Below are 22629 nucleotides of genomic sequence, written 5' to 3' on the forward strand. Positions count from 1 at the left end.
TGTCGTTGGAGAGATCCTGCGCTGGGACGTTATTGCTTTGTGAGATTCAAACAACAGATTTGCGGCCCCAACCGGGCAGACTGGAACAATGGCTTCCCTGAGCGTGCATTCCGACCGGCTCGAGATCCACCTGACGCGCGCGGAAAGAACCCTCGCGCTGCGAAGGGAGTCGATCGTGGTACAGCGGGAGAATATCCGCTCGGTGATAATCACCGAAGATCCCTGGATCTGGCTCCGCGGAATTCGTGCCCTCGGTTCGATCGTTCCGCTCGTCCTGGCCGCGGGAACCTGGAAATTTCATGGCGGCAAGGACTTCGTGTCGATCAAACGTCACCGCCCTGCCGTGGTGATCGACCTCGTCGACGAAGAATTCGCCCGCGTCATTCTCACCAGCCAGCACGCGACCGATCTCATCGACTCGCTCAAGCTGCCGGCCTGATTCGGCAGCCGACGCTCCAGCTCCGGCTCCGGCTCCAGCTCCGGCTCCGGCTCCGGCTCCGGCTCCGGCTCCGGCTACGGCTCCGTCACCGCGATTGCGGAAAGATCATCGAAGGAGACCGTCATCGGTGTCGTGGCTGATCCGCTGTTATACGCAGCCAGCCCAATCGATCCGGCCTGCTGCAGCGCGGTTGTTGCGTCTGTCCGGCTCAGCGGCCAGGCCGTAGGCTCCGTGGTGCCTGCAGCCCACACTTTGGCCCGAATCGTCGTCGGCGCCGTACCGAAAACCTGCAACCGCACGTGCAACTGATCGTTGGTGGCGTAGCTCAGCCCGGCGATGGTGCTCGCTTGCAGGGTGGTGCCGCCGCGCATGAGCTGCAGCTGCACGGCGCCCGTTGCGAGAACTTTGACCCGCGCCCGGTAGTCGGCGGTGCCAACGCGTCGGCCGATCAGTGAAACGTAGGTTCCGGCTCCCGTCGTCGCCTGTTGCAATGACGTGGTGACCGTGACATCGGTGCTCTCCGACGAGACGCCGAGCAGATAGCCGTTCGCCGTACCTCCGGCGGCCACGCGCATCTGAGCGGCGCCAGCGGTCACCGAATACTTGCTGACTGTGCCGGTCGTGGTCCACGCGCCTCCGATATCGGCCGAGCCGAGTCCAGGGCTGACGTCGCGAGTGAAGACATCCGTCGCGATGCCCGTTGGCACCGGCATCGGGGCTGAGACGGTGACGGATCGAGTAGTCGTGTCGGTGGCGCCGTCGTTGTCGGTGACGGTCAAGGCGATCGAATAGGTTCCGGCTTCGGCATAGGTGTGCTGCCCGGTGGCGCCGTCACTGACGCTATCGTCACCCCAGGACCAGGCGAATCCGGTGACGGTCCCATCGGAATCTGCCGATGGCGAAGCATCCGCTGACACCGCCAGCTGATCGGTGGCGACGGTGAATGCAGCGGTCGGTGCCTCGTTCTGCGGGACGCTTGTGGCGGAGCCCAGTGAGTAGTGCTGCGAGATCACGTCGCCGCTGAGAGGACGGGGATAAACGGCGACATCGTCGATCGTGCCGACAAACCACGGGCTCGACGAGCTCCACGTGTTGTCCCCGCCAATGCGCCAGTAGCCGGAATACCCCTGGGCGCCCACCTGCGGATTCGTGCCGATGAGAGCGCCATCAACGTAGAGCGCCATTCCATCAGCTGACTGCTGCGCGAGCACATGGTGCGCGGCTCCATCGTTATAGGACAACCCGGTCACGATGGTGTTGGCCTGCCCGGTCCAGGTGCCGAATACAAGGCGACCGTCGTCTTGCAGGTAGACGTGCCGGTCATAACTGTTCGACAATCCAGTCGAAGCGCTGCCGAAGCCGATGATCTTTCCACCCTGCGTTGTCGTCGTGCTGAACCAGGCCTCCAGCGCATAGATTCCGGGAGCCTCGATCAGGGTGTCACTGCTGACGATTCCGCCGCTGAACGACGCGGCGGTGTTGCTCGTGCCGCTCAGCAGAGCGGCAGCGCCCAGGGTGACCGGGTCGAAGTAGGTTCCGGGCTGGTCGGAAGCCGATGAGTCGTTCGCTTTCGTTCCAGTGTCTTCACCCAGACGCCAATAGAAATCAGGTTCAGCGCTGTAGACGGCCGCGCCATAGGCGTCGGTAGGAGCCGAAGGGACGGGACTCGTCCGGCCGGAGGCGACAAAGTGTGCCACGACCTGCTTCTGCGTGAGGGGAGCGGAGTAGACGGCGACCTGGGCGATGTCGGCGGCGATGAACGCGCTCGTGGGCTGGCTGGGCCAGCTAGTGATATTGTCGCCCCCTACGCGCCAGAAGCCCTGGTAGTCCTGACCCGAGGTGACGCTGGCGCGCTGCGCGACCTTCTTGCCGTCAATCAACAGCGACATGCCGGAGCTGCCGAGACTGGCCACTATGTGATGCCACTGGCCATCGTTGTACGAAGCGGGCGATGCGATCGTCTGCACTCCGCCGGGGTAGACACCGAACCAGACACGACCGCCAGCGTCCATGTAAACATGCCGGTCATAATTGGTGCTTTGGCCGGTATCACTGTTGCCGAACCCGATAATCTTGCCGCCCTGTGTGGTCTCGGTTTTCACCCAGGTCTCGACACTGAACGAATTCGAGGAGCTCTGGGCGTTGTCGGTCGCGGCGAATCCGGACGCCGTTCCGTCGAAACGGCTTGCCGTGATGGCAGCGTCCACGATTGCTCCGGGGACGCCGGGGCTGACCCCGGCGTTTCGGGTCAGGTCTGCGCCGCCGGTCCAGTCGAAAGCCGGGGCACCGGATGCCTCATTCAGCGGCCAATACGACTGGGGGGAGTCTGCTAGAACGCTCGCGGAATAGTCGCTGAGTGTGTCGGATGTGATGGTGACACTGACGGTACCGCCCGTTTTCGTATTGCCGAACGGGTCGGTGACCCGAATTCGATAGGAGTAACTCTGTCCCGGGGTGAGTCCGGTGTCGGAGAAGGACAGTGTCGGCCGGTCCCAGTCGGAGGAGAGTCCCTGAACGCTGGTGACGGAGACGCCGTCGCGCAGCACCTCATAGGTGAGGCTCTCGTTGTCGCGATCGTAGGCCGACTTCCAGCTCAGACGCGCTGTTCCGCTCACGAACGAGACGACCGAGGGCAGGAACGCCGATGGAGCGAACGAGGCGTTGGCAAGACGCGGTCCTTCTTTATTCGGGGCTATGCTCGGCACGGCGAATCGGGCCAGGCCCTGTTGACGTTTGTTGTTCACGGTCGTGAACTCTCCGCCGTAGAGCAGATACTGGGTATCAGCCGTCACGTGCCACGGGCCCTGGCCTTGCCCGGTGAAGCTACCGGTGTTGATGTCGGGATAAAACGCCAGCAGGTCGGGTCGAGGTGTGCCCTCGAAGTTGTAGTAGCCGTGCGTATCGGCAGTGATGACGCCGCCGACATCCATGCTGAAGGCAAGGGTGCGGTGGTAGGTCCACGGCGAGGTTTGTTCGAAGCCGTCGATGTTGCCGCAGTAGTGCGCATGCTCGGTCGTGTAGACCTTGTCGCCAGCCGGCACCGCGGAATAGGTATCCCCATGGCAGTCTTCGACCCAGATCACACTGCCGTCCTCCCAGCTGGCACGGAATGTTCCTTCGAGGTTGCCGCCGTCGCCGAACACGTAGCCGGTGCCGAACACCCCTTCGGCCGATCCGGTCAGGCTGAGGATGGCCGCCTGGCTGCCGCCGTTTCGAATCAGGCCGTTGACTTTCCACGGCAGTGACGCGCCGGTTGTAGCATCGGTTGCGGCCATGCCGTATCCAGGGTTGGAACTATCGTTATAGGTCGTGAAGGATCCGCCAATGACGACCTTGCTGCCGTCGGGTGAGGCGACGAGGGCGTTGATGCTGCCGCCGGCCGGCGTGCCCGACCAGGGCAGCAGATCGCCGGTGGAGCCGTTGAAGGCTGCCATCCTGGCGCGGGACTGACCGCTAGCCGACGTGAACGTGCCGCCGACGTATACGCTATTGCCCGCGAAGGTGAGCGCCTTGACGCCCGCGTTGAGAACCGGTGCCCAGCCGGGAACAAGAGTGCCACTCTGTACATCGAAAGCGGCAACGCGATACCGGTTGACGCCACCGACGTTCGTGAAAGAGCCTCCGGCGAACAGCCGCGACCCGTCGTCAGAGACGGTCAGGGCGCGGACCGTGCCGTTGACGTCGGGATTGAAGGAGGCCACAAGAACGCCGGTGGTGAGGTTGTAGGCCAACAGGTTGTTGCGTACGACCTCGTTCACGCCGACGGCAGAGCCGGCGGGTCGCGAGCGGGTGAATTCCCCCCCGACGTAAACGGTGTCGCCCACAATAAGTTGTGCCCAGACGACTCCATTGATCTGCGCGGTGGGGAGCGAGTCGGCCGATACCGTCACGGGAGTAGTGGCATCCGGGGGGCGACTGTCGGCGACGGCGGTTAGTGGCACTGCGAGAGCGCTCACAACGAACGCCGCAGAAGCAACCATGGCCACGAGCCAATTGCGGGTATTCGTTATTGCGTACACCAGAAAGGCCTCACTTTGACTTTCTTCGCAGCCGCCGGGTAGCCACCGCTCAGGTCGGAGCTTAGTGAGGGATTCTCAGGGGCAAACTCCCCCATGCGGGGGTGGAACGCCCGCCGAATGAGGGAGTTTGGCTAGGTGAGGTCTTTTTTGCAGCTCACGGCAGAGTCGATCAGGGTCGGACTCGGGTGTCGAGAAACCCGATGACCCGACCCGGCAGAACGGTGAAGGAAAGCTCGTTGGCCGTGGCGACCCTCTATACCCGGGACAACCCGGCGTGTACATCGCAGACCGGCGCCGCCTGGGCAGCACACTCGAGGCAGATTACAAGCTGTTCCCGGCAGGCAGGATCCCCACAATTAGGCATGTTCGTGGTCGGTGCTGCACAGATTTGGCAGACGCCCAGCACGGCAGCGCCGGGAGCGAAGTCGATGGACATCCGCTGGTCGAAGACGTAGAGCGAACCAGACCACAGGCCGTCGTTGCCGAAGGCCTCCCCGTAGCGCACAATGCCGCCATCGAGTTGGTAGACCTCGTCGAACCCGCGCGACTTCATCAGGCCGCTGAGTACCTCACACCGGATGCCACCGGTGCAGTAGGTCACCACCGGCTTGCCCTTGAGATGGTCGTACTTGCCGCTGTCGAGTTCGGCCACGAACTCGCGCGTGTTCACCACGTCGGGTACGACCGCGTCGCGAAAGTGGCCGATTTCAGCCTCGAACCGGTTACGCCCGTCGAAGAAGACCACCTCGTCGCCGCGCTCGGCGACCAGAGCGTTCAGTTCGGCCGGCTGCAGCTTGGTGCCGCCCCCGACGACTCCCGCTTTGTCGACGCGCAACTCGCCGGGCGCGCCAAAGCTCACGATCTCGTCGCGCACCTTGACCACGAGTTTTGGAAAGTCCAGACTCTGGCCGTCCTCGTCGAGGCCGGTGCCCTCGCTCCACTTGAAATCGATGTTTTTGAACGCGGGGTAGCCGCGCGTCTTGCGGATGTACTTCTTGATCGCGGGCAGGTCGCCGCCGACCGTGCCGTTCAGGCCATCCTTCGAAATGAGGATGCGCCCGCGCAGGCCGAGCCCGGCACACAGGTCGCGTTGCCAGAGACGCACCGCATCGGGGTCGGCCAGTGGTGTGAAGATGTAAAAGAGCAGAATCTTCGGAATGGCCATGGGCTCATTTTACGAGAGTGCGCGCATCGTTCGAGCGCACGGCAAAGCGCCACCCCTCGCTGGAGTCGTTTCCAACGGTGACTGCTCGGAAGCTACCACGGTTTCATGCCCCTCGCCAGCGGCATTCTTGAGCGTGCACAGGAACCGGCGGCGTAGGCTGACGGAGCGCCACAACCAGACGCGCATTCAGGAGGCCATTGTGACCAACGACCCGCTCGCCCGCTTCGGCGAGGTGCCCCAGTTTTCACTCACCAGCATCGACATGACCGATGGCAGTCCGTTGCAGTCGGCGCAGTACGCTGCCGATGCCGGGGGAGCGGATGTTTCCCCCCAGCTCTCCTGGCGGGGTTTTCCAGCCGAGACCCAGAGTTTCGCGCTTACCGTGTTCGACCCCGACGCGCCGACCGGTTCGGGGTTTTGGCACTGGGCTGTAGCCAACCTGCCGGTCTCCGTCACTGAGCTTTCCGCGGGAGTGGAATCGTTGCCGGCCGGCTCGCTCGTACTGCCAAATGAGCTGCGACTCACGTCATTCTCCGGCGCCGCACCGCCCCCGGAAACCGGTACCCACCGCTACCAGTTCATCATTCACGCGCTCGACGTGCCAACGCTTGACCTCGACCCGCAGTCCACACCGGGCGTCCTCGGCTTCAACCTGCACTTTCACACGCTTGCGCGTGCGGTATTGGAGGCGACCGGGGTCGCGGGTGGGGCATCCGCTGCCTGATTGCCCAGCGTTCGACCCACGTGAAACCGGAAATCAACCCCAAATGGGGTCGTTCCCAGCGAGGATTCGGGGGAGTCGACTTATCCTCAATCAATGAGTCAGGTCACTACCACGTTCGACAGGGATCGTTGCATCCCCTCGCACCGTTCCCCGTCGTTGCCAAACCGCACCACGCCAGACCGCACCACGCCAAACCGCAGCATGCCGGTACCGGCCTGGCTGCACGGTATCCGTCTACACACTGATGGCGTTACTGTCGACCGGTCGGCTCATCGGGAGACCGGGATTCGTCGCCTGCCGGTCTGGGCGTGGCGCGCGCTCATGCTGCGACGGGCGACTCCGGTGCATAAATTCAACCTGCACCCGATCGACTCCGTCGAGTACGACCTCGATCTGGACTACATCGGCGACGGCCAGAAGATTCACCGGCTCGACGTGCTCGCTCCCAAACGCACGGTTGGTGCGGAACCGCTGCCCGTCTACGTGTACTTTCACGGCGGCGGCTGGACCTCGGGTGACAAAGATCCGCTCACCAAGTACTGCGCGAGTCAGGCCGCCGAAGGCATGATCGTCGTCAACGCCAACTATCGTATGGCGACGCGGTTTCAGCTCAAGCACATGTTGCAGGACGGCAACGCCGTGCTCGACTGGGTGGCCCGCAACATCGCCGCCTACGGGGGTGACCCGACACGCATCGTGCTCGGTGGTGATTCCGCCGGTGGCCACATAGCGGCGCTGCTCACAGCGGCGGCGTTCGAGCCAGAACTCGCCACACACTATGACATCGCACCGCCGGTCGCCCCGCGAAACCTGCGCGGCCTGGTGCAGCACTGCAGCATCGCCGATTTCTCGGTGCTGTTCGACCGCGGGTTTGTACTGAGCCTCAATTTCGTCAGGATGCTGTTGCCCGATCGGGGGCGGGGACTGCACCTGCGCACGGCCGCACGTTTTATGTCGCCGATCGAGTGGCTCAACCGCGGGTTTCCGCCGGTCTTTGTCACGACATCGGAGCGCGATTACTTTTACCGCGCCAACCTCAACTTCATCGAGGCGCTGCGGGCGCGCAAGATTCGCGTCGATACCTTGATTTATGGCCGACAGAGCGTCAACACCAAGCACACCTGGCAGCAAGACGACACGCATCCGGAATCGCAGGAGGTCTACCGCCGCCTCGGAGCATTCGTGCGGGCTGTCGCGCCGCGCACGGCCGCTGCACTCTAGATCAGGACCACAAACGGGTCGCCGCGATCACCCGGCCGGCCCGATAGTTCACAAACTACGGCAGTACCGCACTGCCTGAGCGCCGGTTTCGTTAGCATCGAGTCGTGCACATGTTCTTTAGAACCCTCCTCCATGCGCTGCTGTCGAAGTTCGGCCCTCGGCTCGGTCATTTCGACGTCGCTCGCACCAACTTCGTGACGATGCCGACCGACCTGGATATTTTGCGGCACATGAATAACGGGGTCTACCTGTCGATCATGGACGTGGCCCGCTTCGATATGCTGCACCGAACCGGCGTCTGGGCCATTTTCCAGGAGCGTGGCTGGTACCCGGTTGTGGTTTCTGAGACGATCAGCTTTCGCAAGTCGCTCACGGTCGGCCAGAAGTTCACGGTGGAGTCGCGCATTCTCGGCTTCGACGAGAAGGCCGTATACGTCGAGCAGCGTTTCGTGCGCCCGGATGCCGATGGCTCACTCGAAATCTACTCCCATGGCTACATTCGCGGCCGCTTTCTCAAGCGCACCGGCGGCGTGGTGACGATCGACGAGTTGCTCGAGGCGATCGGTGTCGCCCCCGACGATGTGACGGTGCCCGAGTGGCTGCTTGAGTGGAGCCGCAATGCCGCCGCTCCCGCCACGCGAGCCCCCGCGCCGAGTATCTGGAACTAGCTGAACGGGTTGCGCCAACCGCGCCACGGTGGTTTGAGGCTCGGGGTGTTGGCAGAGAGTGTCCCCACTGCTGCGCCGTTCTTCATCCGCACGTCAGTTGAGTTTGAGCGCTACCGAGGAGAAGGCGCCGCTCGTAAGGGGTTCGGCGTGCGGGCTCGTGCGCAGCCTTCGGGCCAATGCGTGCGGGTGTGCAGTTGTGGTGAATTCTTGGCCACCAACTCGACCAGGCAGGCCGTAGTGATGGAAGATGTTCCCGATCCCCAGGCACCGAGCGTGCTCGGCGGCGGACCTACACCGCCAAGTACAAACGCGACATTCTGACCGAGTGATGAAGTCCGTGATTTGTCCGTGCCTGGGGGGTGTTTCATGGGACAGCAGGCGCCCCCCGATCGCGCCGCCGCCAGGCCGGGTTCAGAAGGGTTTGGTGGGCAGGTATTTTCCGTCGAGGGTGATCACGGCACGTGAACCGCCGTCGGGGTCTTCAACTTTCTTGATGTCTAGCTTGAAATTGATGGCGCTGATGATGCCATCGCCGAACTGTTCGTGGACCAGGGCCTTCAAAGTGGAGCCGTAGACCTGCATCATTTCGTAAAACCGGTAAACGGTGGGGTCGGTCGGGATGCCGCCGGGGATGCTGCCGCGCAGCGGAATGGTCTGCAGCAGCATTGCGGCGTCCTCGCCCAGACCCAGCCGCTCAGCGACGAGTTCCGCAGCGGCTTCGGGCAATGGATGCTGACCGAGCAGGGCGGCGGTGACGAAGACAATGCTGAGACCGGTGCCATCGGTCAGTTCCTGCCAGGAGAGGTCCTTGCGCATTTTGGCGTCAATGATGGCGGCGGTCAGTTCCTCGCGCGGAGCTGGGGTGTTCTGGGAATGAATCATGGTGTTTTCCTTTTCTTTTGGCGATATGAGGTGGTTAGGCGGCCAGGCCGGATACGGCCGGCGTGGCATGGTCCGGCGAAGTGCCCGCGAGTGGGACAAAATGACCGGTGGCACCGTCCAGGGTGTCAATGGAGCCGGTTTCGATGTCGTAGACCCAGCCGTGGAGGTTCAGCCGCTTCTGATCCAGGGCCAAGGCGACGGAGGGATGGGTCCTGATGTTGGTCAGCTGGGCGATGACGTTCCCGCGGACCATGGCCTTCAACGACTCCTGGGGCGATTCGTGGGTGCGGGCGGCATTGACGGCCTTCGCTGCGTCGGCGTGGGCGAGCCAATTGGCCACGGCCGGCAAGTGGTCCAGGTTCATGTCGGTCGAGATGGCAGTCATCGCTCCGCAGTCGGAATGGCCACAGATGATGATGTCCGTGACGCCCAGGACGGCGACCGCGTACTCGACTGTCGCGGAGACACCGCCGGGCTCCGGGCCGTAGGCGGGCACGATGTTGCCGGCGTTGCGCATCACGAACAGGTCACCCGGTTCCTGCTGGGTCAGCAGCTCTGGCACGACCCGGCTGTCCGAGCAGGCAATGAACAGGGCCTCAGGGTTCTGGGCGGTGGCCAGCTCCTTGAAGAGTTCAGTACGCGCCGGAAAGGCCTCTCGTTGGAATTTCAGAAAGCCTTCAATGATGTTTTGCATGGGCTGTCCTCTCGATGTTTTGGGGGATGCCTCAAGGATGACGGAAACTATCTATAGTGTCCAAGACCTTTTTATGATGGAATCAATAGATAATTTCTATAGTTGGAGAATCATGACGTTGCGCCACATGCGTTACCTGGCCGCGGTGGCGGAACACCAGAACTTCACTCGCGCGGCCGAGGCGCTCCACGTCTCTCAACCGACGCTGTCGCAACAGATCAAGCAACTGGAGAACTCGTTAAACGTTCAGCTCTTGGATCGGTCCGGACGGACCGTGCGGCTGACAGACGCTGGCGAGACCTTCCTGCGCTACACCCGCCGCGCCCTGCGCGAACTTGACGCCGGAACCCGGGCTATCCACGACGTGCAGGACCTGAGCCGTGGATCGCTCCGGTTAGCGATGACTCCCACGTTCACCGCATACCTGATCGGTCCGCTGGTCGAACGCTTCGGCATCCGCTATCCCGGAATCACCTTGAGCCTGCAGGAGATGACCCAGGACCGCATCGAGGCGGCACTGGCCGAGGACACCCTCGACCTGGGTATCGCATTTGCCGAGGTGCGTTCGTCCGAGATCGAGACCCAGGCATTGTTCGTCGAAACCCTCAGCTTGGTTGTCGGCAACAACCACCCCCGCGCCGGACAGCAGGCACCCATGACCCTGCGGGAGCTGGAACAGGAGGAACTTGTGCTGCTCAGTAGCGACTTTGCGACCCGGCGCCACATCGACCTGCATTTTCGGGACCACGGCGTTGCCCCCCGCATCGCGATCGAAGTCAACTCCGTCAGCGCGATCATGGAAATCATTCGTCGTGGCCAGCTCGCCACCATGCTGCCCGAAGCTATTGCCCGCGAACAGCACGGGCTCAACCCGGTTGCCGTACTGCCTGCCATTCCACACCGCACCGCAGCCCTGCTCAGAAGGCAGGGTGCGTACATGAGCGCAGCCAGCAGGGCCTTTACCGAGCTGATATCGATGTGGAGCTAGCCGCCTGACCCCGCCACGGCCAACGAAGTCACCCTCAAAGGACCTGTCCAACACCACCGATTCGTTTTACAGAAAACCAACGCAGCGCTCGGCGGCCGTCGCACTGTGGTGCTCGGCGGCGCCGACCGTGGCGATCAAGCCAGGCAAGACGTTGACCACCCGCACGCCTTTCGGCCCGACTTCGGCGGCGAGAGAGCGACTGTAAAAGTTCATGGCCTCTTTCGATAATGCGAGAACGAGGCCAAAACATGCCCTTCGTTGGTTCCCGCGTCTGCGTTCGCGATCACGATTATTCGGATCACTGCGTTTGCCAACCAGAGCACGAGCATTGCGAGGCTGAGTAAGACGTGGTTTCTGTCAACCCACAAAATCATTCGTCCGCAAGTCGGGGTGTCGATATCTAGGTGATCTCCCACTTCCTACGAGTTCGATGGAAGGTTCCACTCGCGGTCGTTTTTCTGACGGCCGTGATGCCTCACTGCAGCGCAACCGCGGCTGTCTTGTCAGCAGGCGAATCCGATCGCGGACTGCGAGAATCAATGCATGACTTCCACCGATCGTGCGGCGAGACTCGTTGGGCGGGGGAAGGCCCTCGACTGGATCACGCTGGGGTGGAACCCCATCGGTGTCATCGTGCTGGCCTTCCTCGCGACCGTGGCGGCTTTGGTGGCCCGGGTCTCCGAAGGACGGGTGGCGTTCATCGACGGTCTCCTCGCCAGCGCGGTGCTCCTCGGCTTGGTGCTCGAGCTGACACGCGGATGGTGGTGGGCCGACCCTCTCGCGGGTTGTGTCATCGTCTATTACGCGGCTCGCGAAGCCCTTAGTATCTTTCGTTTGAACGGGGGTAGCTCATGACGACCGGGTGGACCGTTGTCCTGAGCGTGCTCGGCGGATTGCTGGTGCTGTGGCTGGTTCTTGTTCTCGTTCTCTGGATTGAGCAACGCCGGCAGCCTGGCGGAGCGTCACTTCGTGATCTGCTGCGCCTCGCGCCCGACGTCGCCCGGCTACTCAAACGCCTGGCCGCCGATCGAACCGTGTCGATCGGCGTTCGAATCTGGCTCGCGGTTCTTTTGCTCTACCTGCTGTCGCCGATCGACCTAATTCCGGATTTCATACCCGTTCTCGGTTACGCCGACGACGCCATCGTTGTCGCGATCGCTCTACGATTCGCGACTCGTCGGGCGGGCAGCGATGCGGTCAAGCGACATTGGCCGGGAACCCCCGAAGGGCTCTCAGCCGTGCTCCGACTGGCTGGCTTGAAACCCTCGGCCTAATGCTCGCGTTCACTGGACGATCCGAAACCCGCCGAGCAGGCGTCCCAGTGGCAGTTCCCCTCAGGGACCTTCTGCGGAGCGCTTCTCGCCACTGCCAAAAGCTGCCGCAGCATGAAGTGGCCGATCAGGCGGTGCGCACCGGAACGATGAGGTCCTTGTAGAACTGCGCGTGCGCTGGATAGTAGTGCTCCCACTCGGGCAACGGCAGGCCGGCGCGGGAAGCGACCAGTCGATCGAGGTAGAAGTCCCAGCCCGGCCCCATCGTGGCGACCTCCGAGGGGGAACGCAAGCGCTGCCCGAACGTGAGGTTGGTCATGCCGTCGCCCTCGACCAGGTGGAACAGCGCGCGCCAGGAATCCTCGCCCTCGCCGAAATCGCCGCTGAAGCGGTGCGGCGCCTGGCACTCGCGAATGCTCACGTACTCCCACTTGGCGTCCGGCTCCGCCGTCATCCTGAACTTGACGGCGCCGGTGGCCGGTGAACCGGTGTAAGTGCCGATCCACTTCTCGAGCTCGGCCGGGCGGGTCAGGCTCGCCCACACTTTTTCGATCGGCGCGTTGAACAACCGATTCAGCATGAGATACAGGCCGTCCTCGCGGTGAACGAGGCGTCCGGTGGGCTTGGCTGACATGGTGACCTCCACTGTGGGTGAAACGCGAGTCTTACCTCAGGCTAGGCCACTTTGCGCCCCTCGGCTATATGTCAGAGGCCCTCCGGAACGGCCATGGCGGCGTTGTGGCCGCCCGGTCCACTGACCCCGCGGCAGCGACGGGCTCCGGCCCCACCGATTTGGGTTTCGATGCGGGGGTGACCGGCGGCATCCGTCATGACCAGAGCCTATCGAGGGCGTGGAGTCACCTCGTATTCACCTGCCAGACACCTGGGAACGCTACACAGAGGCATCCAATGTCTGTTCCCAGGAGGATCACCGCATGAGCGCCTTGAGACGCCCCGCCCGACGCCGAGTTCCCATAGTCACCATGGCGGCTGTCGTTGCCTGCGCCGCGCTCGCGGCCGCGCCCCTCGTGTCGGCGGTGCCGACGGCATCCGCTGCCATCGTCACGGCGCCTATTACCGCGAACGGAACCGACCCCTACTTCGAGATGGCGCCGCTCGGCAGCTACGAGACCGGCACGTTCGACAAGTCAGCCGCCGAAATCGTCACCTACCACGCCGGCAGTAAGCGACTCTTCGTGGTGAATGCCGAACAGGGCGCCGTCGATGTGCTGAGCATCACCGATGCCACCACGCCGACCAAGCTGTTCGCCCTCAACGCTGAGGGTGCCCCGATCAATGGCGGCAGTGAGCTCATCCCGGCCGGGTCAACCGCCAACTCCGTGGCCGTGCGCACCGACGGCCTCGGCGCGATGGCCATCGAATCGCCCACCAAAACGGATACCGGCTGGCTCGTCTTCTTCGATGCCACCGCCGCGGCGCCCACAATTCTCGGTGCCGTCACGGTGGGAGCCCTGCCCGACATGGTCAGCATCTCGGCCGACGGCAGCTACGCCGTCGTGGCCAACGAGGGTGAGCCGAACGACGCCTACACGATCGACCCCGAAGGTTCCGTGAGCGTCGTCACACTGCCCGGCACGCTGGCCGCACCGGCACAGTCTGCCGTTACGACGGCCGATTTTCACGCCTACGAAGCCAACGGCGGCAGGACGTTGCACGAGGACGTGCGCGTCTTCGGCCCGACGGTCAACACGGCGTTCCCGATCTCGGCAAACCTCGAACCCGAATATGTAGCGATTGACGGAGTCACCGCCTACGTTGCCCTGCAGGAGGCCAACGCCGTCGCCGTCGTCGACCTGGCCACAGCGAAAATCACCGATGTCTGGCCGCTCGGCTTCCAAGACCATGGAGTCGAAGGCAAGGGAATCGACGCTTCCGACAGGGACTCGACGGTCAACATCCAGAACTACGAAGGACTCAACGGCGTGTACATGCCCGACGGCATGAACGCGTACACGGCGACGGATGCTTCCACCGGGTCGGACGCCACCTACCTGGTCACCGCCAACGAGGGTGATGCCCGCGAGTGGGGTGACTACGTGGAGGGTACGCGTGCCAGCACTCTCACGATCTGCGCCGACAGCCCGCTCTTCGGCAAAAACACCGACGCCGACCTCGGGCGCCTGAATGTGACCATGGAAAACGGTTTCAACGCCACTAACAGCTGCTACGACGAGCTCTACTCCTTCGGCTCGCGCTCGTTCTCCATCTGGAACACGAACGGCACGCAGGCCTTCGACTCCGGAGACGACTTCGAACGCATCACCGCCGCGGCGAACCCCGCGTACTTCAACTCCACCCACAGCGAGTCCAACCTCGAGGGTCGCAGTGACGACAAGGGCCCCGAGCCGGAGAACCTCGCCATCGGCGCCATCGACGGCCGCACCTACGCCTTCATCGGCCTCGAACGCGTCGGCGGAATCATGGCCTACGACATCACCGACCCGACCAACGCGCAGTTCGTGACCTACCTCAACAATCGTGACTTCACCGCCGATGCCATCACCGGCCTGTCGGCGGCTGGTGACCTCGGCCCCGAGGGCGTCACGTTCATCTCGGCCGAGAAGTCACCCACCGGTGAGCCTATGCTCGCCGTCGGCAACGAGGTATCCGGAACCACCACGATCTTCTCGATCAACACCATCGTCGCTCCGGTCACCACCGAGATCCAGGTGCTCGGCATCAACGACTTTCACGGTCGCCTCGAAGCCAACACCAGAAACCAGGAGGCCGGCGCTGCCGTGCTCGCCGGAGCCGTCGCCCAGCTGAAGACCGAGAACCCGAACACCCTGTTCGTCTCCGCGGGCGACAACATTGGCGCCTCCACCTTCACGTCGTTCTCGCAGCAGGACGAACCGACCATCGACGCCCTCCTCGCAGCCGGGCTGGACGCATCCGTTGTCGGAAACCACGAGTTCGACGCCGGCTGGGACGACCTCGAGAACCGGGTCAGGTCATCGTTTGGCGACCCGCGCTATGCGCTCGGTGCCAACGTCTACCTGAAGGGCACGAAAACTCCCGCCCTGAGTGAGTACTGGGTGAAAGAGGTCGACGGGATACGGGTCGGTTTCATCGGCACTGTCACCGCTCAGACCGCTTCGATGGTCTCCCCGGCCGGCATCGCCGACGTCGAGTTCGGCGACCAGCTCGAAGCCGCCAACCGGGTGGCCGCGCAGCTGCAGGACGGCAACACGGGCAACGGTGAAGCCGATGTCCTGGTGCTGCTCACCCACGAGGGTGGCGTCGGAACCGACTGCGCCGCGATCGGGGCCGCCGACACCCTGTACGGCGACCTCATTCGCGGCGCATCGGCGAATATCGACGCGATCCTCTCCGGCCACACCCACGCCACCTACAACTGCTCTTACCCGGTCGACGGCTGGACCGAGGGGCTCGAACGCCCGGTGATGCAGAGCGGCCAGTACGGCATGAACCTTGACCGGGTGAACATCGTGGTCGACCCGGTCAGCAAGGCGGTTGTCTCGCTGACCAGCTCCCTCGTCGATCTGCACGACGGGACGACCGGCCTGTTCCCGGCCGACCAGACCGTGGCGCAGATCGTAGCGGATGCGGCGACCGAGGCTGCTATCGTCGGGTCGGTCGAAGTCGGGGCCATCAGCGCCGACATCACCCGGGCCTACAAGGGTGTGGCAGAAGATCGCGGTTCAGAATCGACCCTCGGCAACCTCGTCGCCGACATTCAGCTCTGGGCCACCTCGAACGCTGACTTTGGCGGCGAGCCGGCCGAGATCGCCTTCATGAACCCTGGCGGTGTGCGTACCGACCTCAGCTTCGGCGAAGACGGAAAGGTGACGTACAAAGAGGTCGCCACCGTGCAGCCGTTCGCCAACACCCTCGTCACGATGGACCTCACCGGAGCCCAGTTGCGCGCGGTGCTCGAGGAGCAGTGGCAGCCCAGCCGTTCCAAGCTGCACCTGGGTGTCTCGGAGGGCTTCAGCTATCTCTACGAGCCCGACGCCGCACCGGGCGAGCACATCGTCGGCATGTCCCTGAACGGTGTGGCGATCTCCCCGGCCGCAGTTTTTCGCGTCACGACGAACTCGTTCCTCGCCGCGGGCGGTGATAAATTCACGACCTTCGCCGCCGGAATCAACGCTACGGATACTGGCCAGGTCGATCTCACCGCCACTGTCTCGTACTTCGAGCAGCACGCACTCGTCGCCCCGGCACCGCTTGGCCGCGCCGTGCTGGCGGGCACCGACTGGGCCAGTGTTGAGGTCGGCGACGCCGTGTTCACCCCGGGCGAGCGGGTCACTGTCACGGTCTCCGGGCTGAACCCCGGGCAAGAGATCACCGGCACGCTCTACTCCACACCGGTGAACCTCGGCACCTTCGCGGCCAACGCCGCTGGAATTGCCACGTTCTCGGCGATGATCCCGACCAACACGCCGGTCGGGGCGCATACGCTCGTGATCACCTCCATCGGTCTCGAGCCGATCAGCATCGCGGTCGCCGTCGTTGCACCCGGGTCCGCGGGCGCGGGTGCGAGTGGCGTGAGCGCCCTCCCGGCGCTCGGTGCGTCACTCGCCCCGGCTGGCCTCGCCGCGCTGCTCCTGCTGCTCGGCGGCGGCCTGATCCTGGCCCGCCGCAAGCGCCAGGCCCTGGCGGCCTAGCGTCAGAGAGACGGATGCCCCGGCTTTCGTGGCCGGGGCATCCGTCTGTTATCGCGTGGGCGTGTCACACCGGCGCGAGGGGCTCGAACGGGCGTGGCGGCTCGAGCGGGTCGGATTCGGTGAGCGTGGCCACCTTGCTCACTGCCCGGTCGAGAGCGCCGCGCACCGCGACGACGCCGGGACGCCCGGCACTCGAACGACGCGCGGCCGAAAACAGGGTGCGATGTGGTGTGCCCGGCAGATCGTGCAGTTGCACGGCCGGCATGCGACCGGCCCAGACCAAATCGGGCAGAATCCCGACGGCATTGCCCGATTCAATCAAGCGGATGTGTGCGATCAGGTCGGCGGTTTCAAACCGAACGTCGGGTTCGAACCCGGCCGAACGGCACAGTTGTGTGGCCCACTGGCGCGAGGCGGTGCCGACCGGTTCCATCACCCAGGGCAGGCCGGCAGTGTCCTCGAGCCTGTCGGCGCCAACGCGGGAGTTCTCCGCGGGCGGCACCGCGAGCCGTAATGCATCCGTTGCGAGGTTGACCCGGTCGAGGTCGGGCCAGTGCGCGCGGGTGTGGCCGGGATATTGCTCGGCCAGCACGAGGTCGAAGTCCCGTGCCGCGACGTCGAACAGGCCACGCTCGGGCTCACGCTCGGTCACTTCGACCCGCAGGGCTGGAAATTCCTCGGTGAGAAAAGTGAGCGCCCGCGGAATCACGGCCAGGGCCGCCGACTGGAACACAGCCACCCGCACGGTGCCAGACACGGTCGTTGTGCTGGCACGCAGGTCGGCCTCGGCGAGCTCGAGCCGCTCCAGCAGATGCGTGGTGTGCTCGACCAGAATCTCGGCCTGCGGGGTGAGCTGCACCCGGCGACCGACTTTCTTGAGCAATACGACGCCGGCCTCTTTTTCGAGCAGCGCGAGCTGTTGCGACACCGCGGACGGGCTGTACGCGAGGGCCGCGGCGACCCCGGCCAGGGTGCCGCGAATCTTCAGTTCACGCAGCAGCCGCAACCGCCTGACATCCAGCATGTGCTACTCCCTACACCCATCAGCCCACCGAAAACCAAACCATTAGAAATTATAACGAATACCCTGCATAAACAATTGCTTTTGCTAAATATAAGCTGGTCCCAGACTTGACACACCAAAGCACCCCATCCGCGAACGAAAGACTAGTCTCGTGACCATGACCAACGCCTCCACCCGCCCCGCCAACGAGGATTTCAGCGCGGAGGTCGTCAAGCTCGTTAAGAAATGGCTCGACGAAAGCGCCACCATCCCAGCGGATGCCGCGGCCGAGCGGCTCGCCGGCGTGCTGAAGGACCCCAACGGCCTGGACTTCACGGTCGGCTTCGTGGACGGCGTCATGCGCCCCGAAGACAAGATGGTTGCCGGTTACAGCCTCGCGAAGGTCGCCAAGAAGGCACCCGGCTTTCTGCCGGTGCCCATGCGCGCGGCCATCGGACTCGGCGGCATTCTCGGTCCGGTGCTGCCTTGGGTAGTCATTCCTGCAGCCCGCACGGTGCTTCGCCAGATGGTCGGCCACCTCGTCGTCGACGCCACCCCCGACAAGCTGGGGCCCGCACTGGCTCATCTGAAAGAGGGCGGCAACCGCCTCAACATCAACCTGCTCGGCGAATCGGTGCTCGGCGAGAAGGAAGCGCGCGAACGGCTCGAGGGCACCAAGCGCATCCTCGAACGCCCAGACGTCGACTACGTCTCGATCAAGGTGTCCTCGATCGCCAGCCAGCTGTCGATGTGGGCCTTTGACGAGACCGTCACCCGGGTGGTCGAACGGCTGACGCCGTTGTTTGAGTTCGCCGCGGCATCCGCTACTCCGAAATTCATCAACCTCGACATGGAAGAGTACCGCGACCTCGACCTCACCATCGCGGTCTTTGAAGGGCTGCTTGACCAGCCGCAACTCGCCCAGCTTGAGGCCGGCATTGTGCTGCAGGCCTACCTGCCCGACGCCCTCAGTGCCATCCAAGGCCTGACCCACTGGGCCCAGAACCGCCGCGCGGCCGGGGGAGCTGCGATCAAGGTGCGCCTCGTTAAGGGCGCCAACCTCGCCATGGAGCACGTCGACGCCGCCGTGCACGACTGGCCGCTCGCCACGTTCTCGACCAAGCAGGACAGCGACACCAACTACAAGCGGGTGCTCAATTGGGCGCTGACCCCGCAGAATACCGACGCCGTCAAGCTCGGAATCGCTGGCCACAACCTGTTCGACGTGGCCTGGGCGCACCTGCTCAGCGTCGCTCGTGGCGTTGATGACCGGGTCGATTTCGAGATGCTGCTGGGCATGGCCACCGGGCAGGCCCAGGCCGTGCGGCAGGACGTCGGGCAGCTGCTGCTCTATACCCCGGTCGTCGACCCCGCGCACTTCGACGTGGCGATCAGCTACCTCATTCGCCGCCTCGAAGAAAACGCGAGCCAGGAGAACTTCATGTCGGCCGTGTTCGAGCTGACCAGCAGCCCGGAGCTGTTCAACCGCGAGAAGGCCCGTTTTCAGGCCTCCCTCGACGCGCTCGATGACCGGGTTCCTGCCCCCAGGCGCGTGCAGGACCGCTCGAGCAGCTATGACCTCGATCGCTTCGCCGCCGCCCGCCCGGATGCCCGCCGCCAGAGCGTCGAGACCGCCTCCGATTCCGACCCGCAGCTGACCGAAGCCCTGCTCGGCATCACCCGCGGATCGGTTCCCACACACTCGAGCTTCCGCAATGAGCCCGACACCGACCCGTCACTACCGGCCAACCGGGCCTGGGGCCGCGGCATCCTGGCCCGCGCCGAGGCATCCGTTCTCGGCACCGACACCATTGAGGCCGCCGCAGTTCCCGATGAGGCCGCCCTCAATTCCATCATCGACGGCGTGCTAGCCGCCGGGGCCGCGTGGGGCCAGAAGACCGGCGCCGAGCGGGCCGCCGTACTGCATCGCGCCGGACTGGCGCTCGCTTCCAGACGCGACCGCCTGATCGAGGTCATGGCAAGCGAGTGCGGCAAAACGATCACCGAGGGTGACGCTGAGGTGAGCGAAGCCATCGACTTCGCCAACTACTATGCCGAACGTGCCAAAGACCTCGACCGCGTGCAGGGCGCCATCTTCGTGCCCTCCAAACTCATCGTGGTCACCCCGCCGTGGAACTTCCCGACCGCCATCCCGGCCGGTGGCATGCTCGCCGCCCTCGCCTCCGGTGCTGGCGTCGTCGTCAAGCCCGCCACCATAGCCCAACGCACCGGTGCCGTCGTCGTCGAGGCGCTGTGGGAGGCAGGCATTCCGCGCGAACTTCTTGCGCTCGTCAACCTGCCTGACCGAGAGCTCGGCGCTAAGCTCATCGCGCACCCCGCGGTCGACCGGGTCATTCTCACCGGCGGCTACGAGACGGCCGAGCTGTTTCGCTCGTTCCGCCCGGACCTCCCGCTGCTCGCCGAAACCAGCGGCAAGAACGCCGTCATCGTCACCCCCTCGGCCGACTTCGACCTGGCCGCCGCTGACGTTGTCAAGAGTGCTTTCGGCCACGCCGGCCAGAAGTGCTCGGCCGCGAGCCTGGTGATCCTGGTCGGATCGGTCGCGAAGTCGGAGAGGTTCCTCGGCCAGCTGGTCGACGCCGCGACCTCGATCAAGGTCGGACCGGCCAGTGATCCGGTCACCCAGATGGGCCCGATCATGTCGCCGGCCGACGGCAAACTACTGCACGCTCTGACAACCCTGGGCGCTGAAGAAAAGTGGCTGGTCGAGCCGAAGCAGCTCGATGAGACCGGCAAACTCTGGTCACCCGGCATCCGCACCGGCGTCGCGCCCGGATCATACTTTCACCTCACCGAGTTCTTCGGACCGGTTCTCGGAGTGATGCACGCGCGCAATCTGGAAGAAGCCATCCGCTTTCAAAACGCCGTCGACTATGGCCTGACCACCGGGCTGCACTCGCTCGACGCCGACGAACTGGCCCTCTGGGTTGACTCTGTTGAGGCCGGCAACCTCTACGTCAACCGCGGCATCACCGGCGCCATCGTGCAGCGTCAGCCGTTCGGCGGGTGGAAGCGCTCCGCAGTGGGGGCCGGAACCAAGGCCGGCGGACCGAACTACCTGCTTGGCCTCGGCAGCTGGGTCAACGAACCGGGCCGCAACAGCTCGACGCTGCACCTGCGCGGCCTCGAGCAGCGCGTCACCGATATCATCGAGGCCAGCCAGCCTTTTCTCGACTACACCGACTTCGACGTACTGCGCCGCTCGGCGGTGAGTGACGCGCTGGCCTGGCGCGAGGAGTTCAACGTCGTGCGCGACGCGACCGACCTCGGCGTGGAGCGTAACCTGTTCCGCTACCGCGCGTTGCCGGTCACCGTACGCCTGACCGAAACCGGCACGCTCGCCCAACTGCTGCGCGTGATCGCCGCCGCGACCCTGTCCAGATCGCGCTTCGACGTATCCAGCGCCATTCCGGTGCCGCCCGCCGTGCGCAATATCCTCGCCGAGCGCGAGACCCTGGTGGTCATCGAGAGTGACGAGGAGTGGCTCGACCGGGCCCGCTCGGGCAAAATCACGGCCAGCCGCGTGCGTCTCATCGGCAGTGACCCGGTGCTGGGCGCGGCAGAGGCGGCATCCGCTCTTGCTGAGGCCACGAACGGCAGCCCGGACATTGCCGTGTATTCCAACGCTGTCACCCAGGCCGGCCGCATCGAGGTGCTGCCGTTCCTGCGCGAACAGGCCATCTCGATCACCGCGCATCGGTTCGGCAACCCGAGCACGCTCTCGCAGGGCGTGATCTAAAAAAAGCCGGTGCGCCTCGCCTCGGCGCACCGGTTAGGAGCTATTGGCATAGTGATTAGTGGGGCAAACTGGTAGGGGACGTATAATTACCGCTGTCCACAATTCGACAGGGGTTGACGCTTGAACGGAAATGCGACGACGACGCATCGCAACGTCGCTTTGTTGTCGGTAGCCAGTCTCATGGCACCCCTCATTACGACGTCCGAAGAAATCGACCGACGGTTGAAGCCTGTTTTAACGCGTCTCAAGCTGCCCACCGGGTTGCTGCAGCGCGTGGCCGGCGTCTACGAGCGACGCAACTGGGGCCCGAACGAGACCTTCGACGACGCCGCGGTCAAGGCCGGTGAAATCGCGTTGAGAGAGGCCGGCATCAAGCCCAGCGACGTTGGCCTGCTGATCAACACTTCGGTCACCCGCAAACACCTTGAACCCTCGGTCGCCGTGCGCATCCACCACGGACTCGGCCTGCCGTCGTCGGCGATCAACTTTGACATTGCAAACGCCTGCCTCGGTTTCGTCAACGGCATGACCCTCGCAGCGCAGCTCATCGACTCCGGCCAGATCAAGTACGCAGTGATCATCGACGGCGAAGACGCCGACGAGATTCAGTCCAACACGATCGAACGCCTCGGCCGCCCGGGCATCAAGCGCAAAGACTTTATGAGCGAGTTCGCGAGCCTCACCCTCGGCTCCGGCGCAGCCGCCGCAGTGCTCGGCCCGGCGGATGCGCACCCCGGCGGGCACCGCATCCTCGGCGGTGTCACCCGCGCGGCAACCCAATTCAATGACCTGTGCGTTGGCAGTGTCGACGGCATGTTCACCGACGCGAAAGCGTTGCTCAGGGGCGGTATGGAACTCGTCGTTTCGGCCTGGACCGAAGCCAAACGGGACTGGAGCTGGTCAAACATGGATCGCTACATCCTGCACCAGGTCTCAAGCGTGCACACCAACGCCATCATCAAGGCCACCGGTATGGACAAGACCAAGATTCCGCTGACCTTTCCCACCCTCGGCAACGTCGGCCCGGCGTCGATTCCGATCACGCTCGCGCAGGAGGCGTCAACGCTGAAGTCGGGCAACCGGGTGCTGCTCATGGGCGTCGGCTCTGGCCTGAACACCGCCATGATGGAACTCGTTTGGTGA

General features: G+C 64.2%; 18 protein-coding genes. 10 read left to right on the plus strand and 8 right to left on the minus strand.

The annotated features are described in order from the left end of the window. The first annotated feature begins 88 nt into the window (after nt 1–88). Nucleotides 89–439: a hypothetical protein gene (locus CXY74_RS03950; protein WP_104128816.1), complete on the plus strand. Its 351-nt coding sequence runs from the start codon at nt 89–91 to the stop codon at nt 437–439. Nucleotides 440–513: 74 nt separating this feature from the next. Here the strand turns inward: CXY74_RS03950 and CXY74_RS03960 are convergent, their stop codons facing one another. Then, nucleotides 514–4458: a LamG-like jellyroll fold domain-containing protein gene (locus CXY74_RS03960; protein WP_233193203.1), complete on the minus strand. Its 3945-nt coding sequence runs from the start codon at nt 4456–4458 to the stop codon at nt 514–516. 253 nt (nt 4459–4711) lie between these two features. Next, nucleotides 4712–5623 (minus strand): rhodanese-related sulfurtransferase, encoded by a 912-nt coding sequence (locus CXY74_RS03965; RefSeq protein WP_104199222.1) that lies wholly within the window; start codon nt 5621–5623, stop codon nt 4712–4714. A gap of 199 nt (nt 5624–5822) precedes the next feature. Between CXY74_RS03965 and CXY74_RS03970 the strand changes: the two genes are divergently transcribed. The 3 genes from CXY74_RS03970 to CXY74_RS03980 all read left to right on the plus strand — a co-directional run bounded on the left by CXY74_RS03970 (nt 5823) and on the right by CXY74_RS03980 (nt 8236). Continuing rightward, entirely contained in the window at nt 5823–6347 is a 525-nt protein-coding gene (locus CXY74_RS03970; RefSeq protein WP_104199223.1) for a YbhB/YbcL family Raf kinase inhibitor-like protein, read from the plus strand. A gap of 93 nt (nt 6348–6440) precedes the next feature. Beyond that, complete coding sequence (locus CXY74_RS03975) at nt 6441–7568, plus strand: alpha/beta hydrolase (protein WP_233193204.1); 1128 nt, start codon at nt 6441–6443, stop codon at nt 7566–7568. Between the two features lie 110 nt (nt 7569–7678). Continuing rightward, complete coding sequence (locus CXY74_RS03980; protein ID WP_104199224.1) at nt 7679–8236, plus strand: thioesterase family protein; 558 nt, start codon at nt 7679–7681, stop codon at nt 8234–8236. Nucleotides 8237–8647: 411 nt separating this feature from the next. Here CXY74_RS03980 and cynS read toward each other — a convergent pair whose 3' ends face one another. Beyond that, nucleotides 8648–9118, minus strand: coding sequence for a cyanase (gene cynS / locus CXY74_RS03985; protein WP_104199225.1), 471 nt, complete (start codon nt 9116–9118; stop codon nt 8648–8650). 34 nt (nt 9119–9152) lie between these two features. Next, complete coding sequence (locus tag CXY74_RS03990) at nt 9153–9812, minus strand: carbonic anhydrase (protein ID WP_104199226.1); 660 nt, start codon at nt 9810–9812, stop codon at nt 9153–9155. A gap of 112 nt (nt 9813–9924) precedes the next feature. Between CXY74_RS03990 and cynR the strand changes: the two genes are divergently transcribed. Next, on the plus strand, nt 9925–10800 hold the full coding sequence (gene cynR / locus CXY74_RS03995) for a transcriptional regulator CynR (protein ID WP_104199227.1): 876 nt from the start codon (nt 9925–9927) through the stop codon (nt 10798–10800). A 66-nt stretch (nt 10801–10866) separates the two neighbouring features. On the opposite strand, the gene CXY74_RS18165 is transcribed toward cynR, so the two are convergent. Further along, nucleotides 10867–11118 carry an SDR family oxidoreductase gene (locus CXY74_RS18165; RefSeq protein WP_255409513.1) on the minus strand — a complete coding sequence of 84 codons (252 nt, stop codon included), beginning with the start codon at nt 11116–11118 and terminating at the stop codon, nt 10867–10869. Nucleotides 11119–11343: 225 nt separating this feature from the next. On the opposite strand from CXY74_RS18165, the gene CXY74_RS04005 reads away from it, so the two are divergent. Together CXY74_RS04005 and CXY74_RS04010 are read left to right on the plus strand one after the other, a co-directional pair. Continuing rightward, entirely contained in the window at nt 11344–11655 is a 312-nt protein-coding gene (locus CXY74_RS04005) for a hypothetical protein (protein WP_104199228.1), read from the plus strand. Beyond that, complete coding sequence (locus tag CXY74_RS04010) at nt 11652–12074, plus strand: YkvA family protein (protein ID WP_104199229.1); 423 nt, start codon at nt 11652–11654, stop codon at nt 12072–12074. The genes CXY74_RS04005 and CXY74_RS04010 overlap by 4 nt, the downstream gene beginning before the upstream one ends. A 124-nt stretch (nt 12075–12198) precedes the next feature. Here CXY74_RS04010 and CXY74_RS04015 read toward each other — a convergent pair whose 3' ends face one another. Next, nucleotides 12199–12705, minus strand: a complete 507-nt coding sequence (locus tag CXY74_RS04015) for an SRPBCC domain-containing protein (protein ID WP_104199230.1) — start codon at nt 12703–12705, stop codon at nt 12199–12201. A gap of 71 nt (nt 12706–12776) precedes the next feature. Continuing rightward, nucleotides 12777–12902, minus strand: a complete 126-nt coding sequence (locus CXY74_RS18170; RefSeq protein WP_255409511.1) for a hypothetical protein — start codon at nt 12900–12902, stop codon at nt 12777–12779. 104 nt (nt 12903–13006) lie between these two features. Between CXY74_RS18170 and CXY74_RS04020 the strand changes: the two genes are divergently transcribed. Further along, nucleotides 13007–16723 carry a choice-of-anchor I family protein gene (locus CXY74_RS04020; protein WP_104199231.1) on the plus strand — a complete coding sequence of 1239 codons (3717 nt, stop codon included), beginning with the start codon at nt 13007–13009 and terminating at the stop codon, nt 16721–16723. A 64-nt stretch (nt 16724–16787) separates the two neighbouring features. Here CXY74_RS04020 and CXY74_RS04025 read toward each other — a convergent pair whose 3' ends face one another. After that, on the minus strand, nt 16788–17747 hold the full coding sequence (locus CXY74_RS04025; RefSeq protein WP_104199232.1) for a LysR family transcriptional regulator: 960 nt from the start codon (nt 17745–17747) through the stop codon (nt 16788–16790). A gap of 157 nt (nt 17748–17904) precedes the next feature. Here CXY74_RS04025 and CXY74_RS04030 point away from each other — a divergent pair, with 157 nt between their 5' ends. Next, nucleotides 17905–21486, plus strand: a complete 3582-nt coding sequence (locus CXY74_RS04030; RefSeq protein ID WP_104199286.1) for a bifunctional proline dehydrogenase/L-glutamate gamma-semialdehyde dehydrogenase — start codon at nt 17905–17907, stop codon at nt 21484–21486. Between the two features lie 180 nt (nt 21487–21666). Next, the gene (locus tag CXY74_RS04035) at nt 21667–22629 is read left to right on the plus strand and encodes a 3-oxoacyl-ACP synthase III (RefSeq protein WP_233193205.1); all 963 of its coding nucleotides are present in this window, start codon (nt 21667–21669) and stop codon (nt 22627–22629) included.

Source organism: Cryobacterium sp. Y29 (assembly GCF_002929825.1).
GTDB lineage: Bacteria > Actinomycetota > Actinomycetes > Actinomycetales > Microbacteriaceae > Cryobacterium.

Bases quoted from the DNA above. Each gene is read 5' to 3' on its own strand.
- cynS (WP_104199225.1), bottom strand. From the start codon at position 9,118: ATGATTCATTCCCAGAACACCCCAGCTCCGCGCGAGGAACTGACCGCC.
- CXY74_RS04030 (WP_104199286.1), top strand. From the start codon at position 17,905: ATGACCAACGCCTCCACCCGCCCCGCCAACGAGGATTTCAGCGCGGAG.
- CXY74_RS04005 (WP_104199228.1), top strand. From the start codon at position 11,344: ATGACTTCCACCGATCGTGCGGCGAGACTCGTTGGGCGGGGGAAGGCC.
- CXY74_RS04010 (WP_104199229.1), top strand. From the start codon at position 11,652: ATGACGACCGGGTGGACCGTTGTCCTGAGCGTGCTCGGCGGATTGCTG.
- CXY74_RS04020 (WP_104199231.1), top strand. From the start codon at position 13,007: ATGAGCGCCTTGAGACGCCCCGCCCGACGCCGAGTTCCCATAGTCACC.
- CXY74_RS03950 (WP_104128816.1), top strand. From the start codon at position 89: ATGGCTTCCCTGAGCGTGCATTCCGACCGGCTCGAGATCCACCTGACG.
- CXY74_RS04015 (WP_104199230.1), bottom strand. From the start codon at position 12,705: ATGTCAGCCAAGCCCACCGGACGCCTCGTTCACCGCGAGGACGGCCTG.
- CXY74_RS03975 (WP_233193204.1), top strand. From the start codon at position 6,441: ATGAGTCAGGTCACTACCACGTTCGACAGGGATCGTTGCATCCCCTCG.
- CXY74_RS04025 (WP_104199232.1), bottom strand. From the start codon at position 17,747: ATGCTGGATGTCAGGCGGTTGCGGCTGCTGCGTGAACTGAAGATTCGC.
- CXY74_RS03980 (WP_104199224.1), top strand. From the start codon at position 7,679: ATGTTCTTTAGAACCCTCCTCCATGCGCTGCTGTCGAAGTTCGGCCCT.
- CXY74_RS03965 (WP_104199222.1), bottom strand. From the start codon at position 5,623: ATGGCCATTCCGAAGATTCTGCTCTTTTACATCTTCACACCACTGGCC.
- CXY74_RS04035 (WP_233193205.1), top strand. From the start codon at position 21,667: ATGGCACCCCTCATTACGACGTCCGAAGAAATCGACCGACGGTTGAAG.
- CXY74_RS03990 (WP_104199226.1), bottom strand. From the start codon at position 9,812: ATGCAAAACATCATTGAAGGCTTTCTGAAATTCCAACGAGAGGCCTTT.
- cynR (WP_104199227.1), top strand. From the start codon at position 9,925: ATGACGTTGCGCCACATGCGTTACCTGGCCGCGGTGGCGGAACACCAG.
- CXY74_RS18170 (WP_255409511.1), bottom strand. From the start codon at position 12,902: ATGACGGATGCCGCCGGTCACCCCCGCATCGAAACCCAAATCGGTGGG.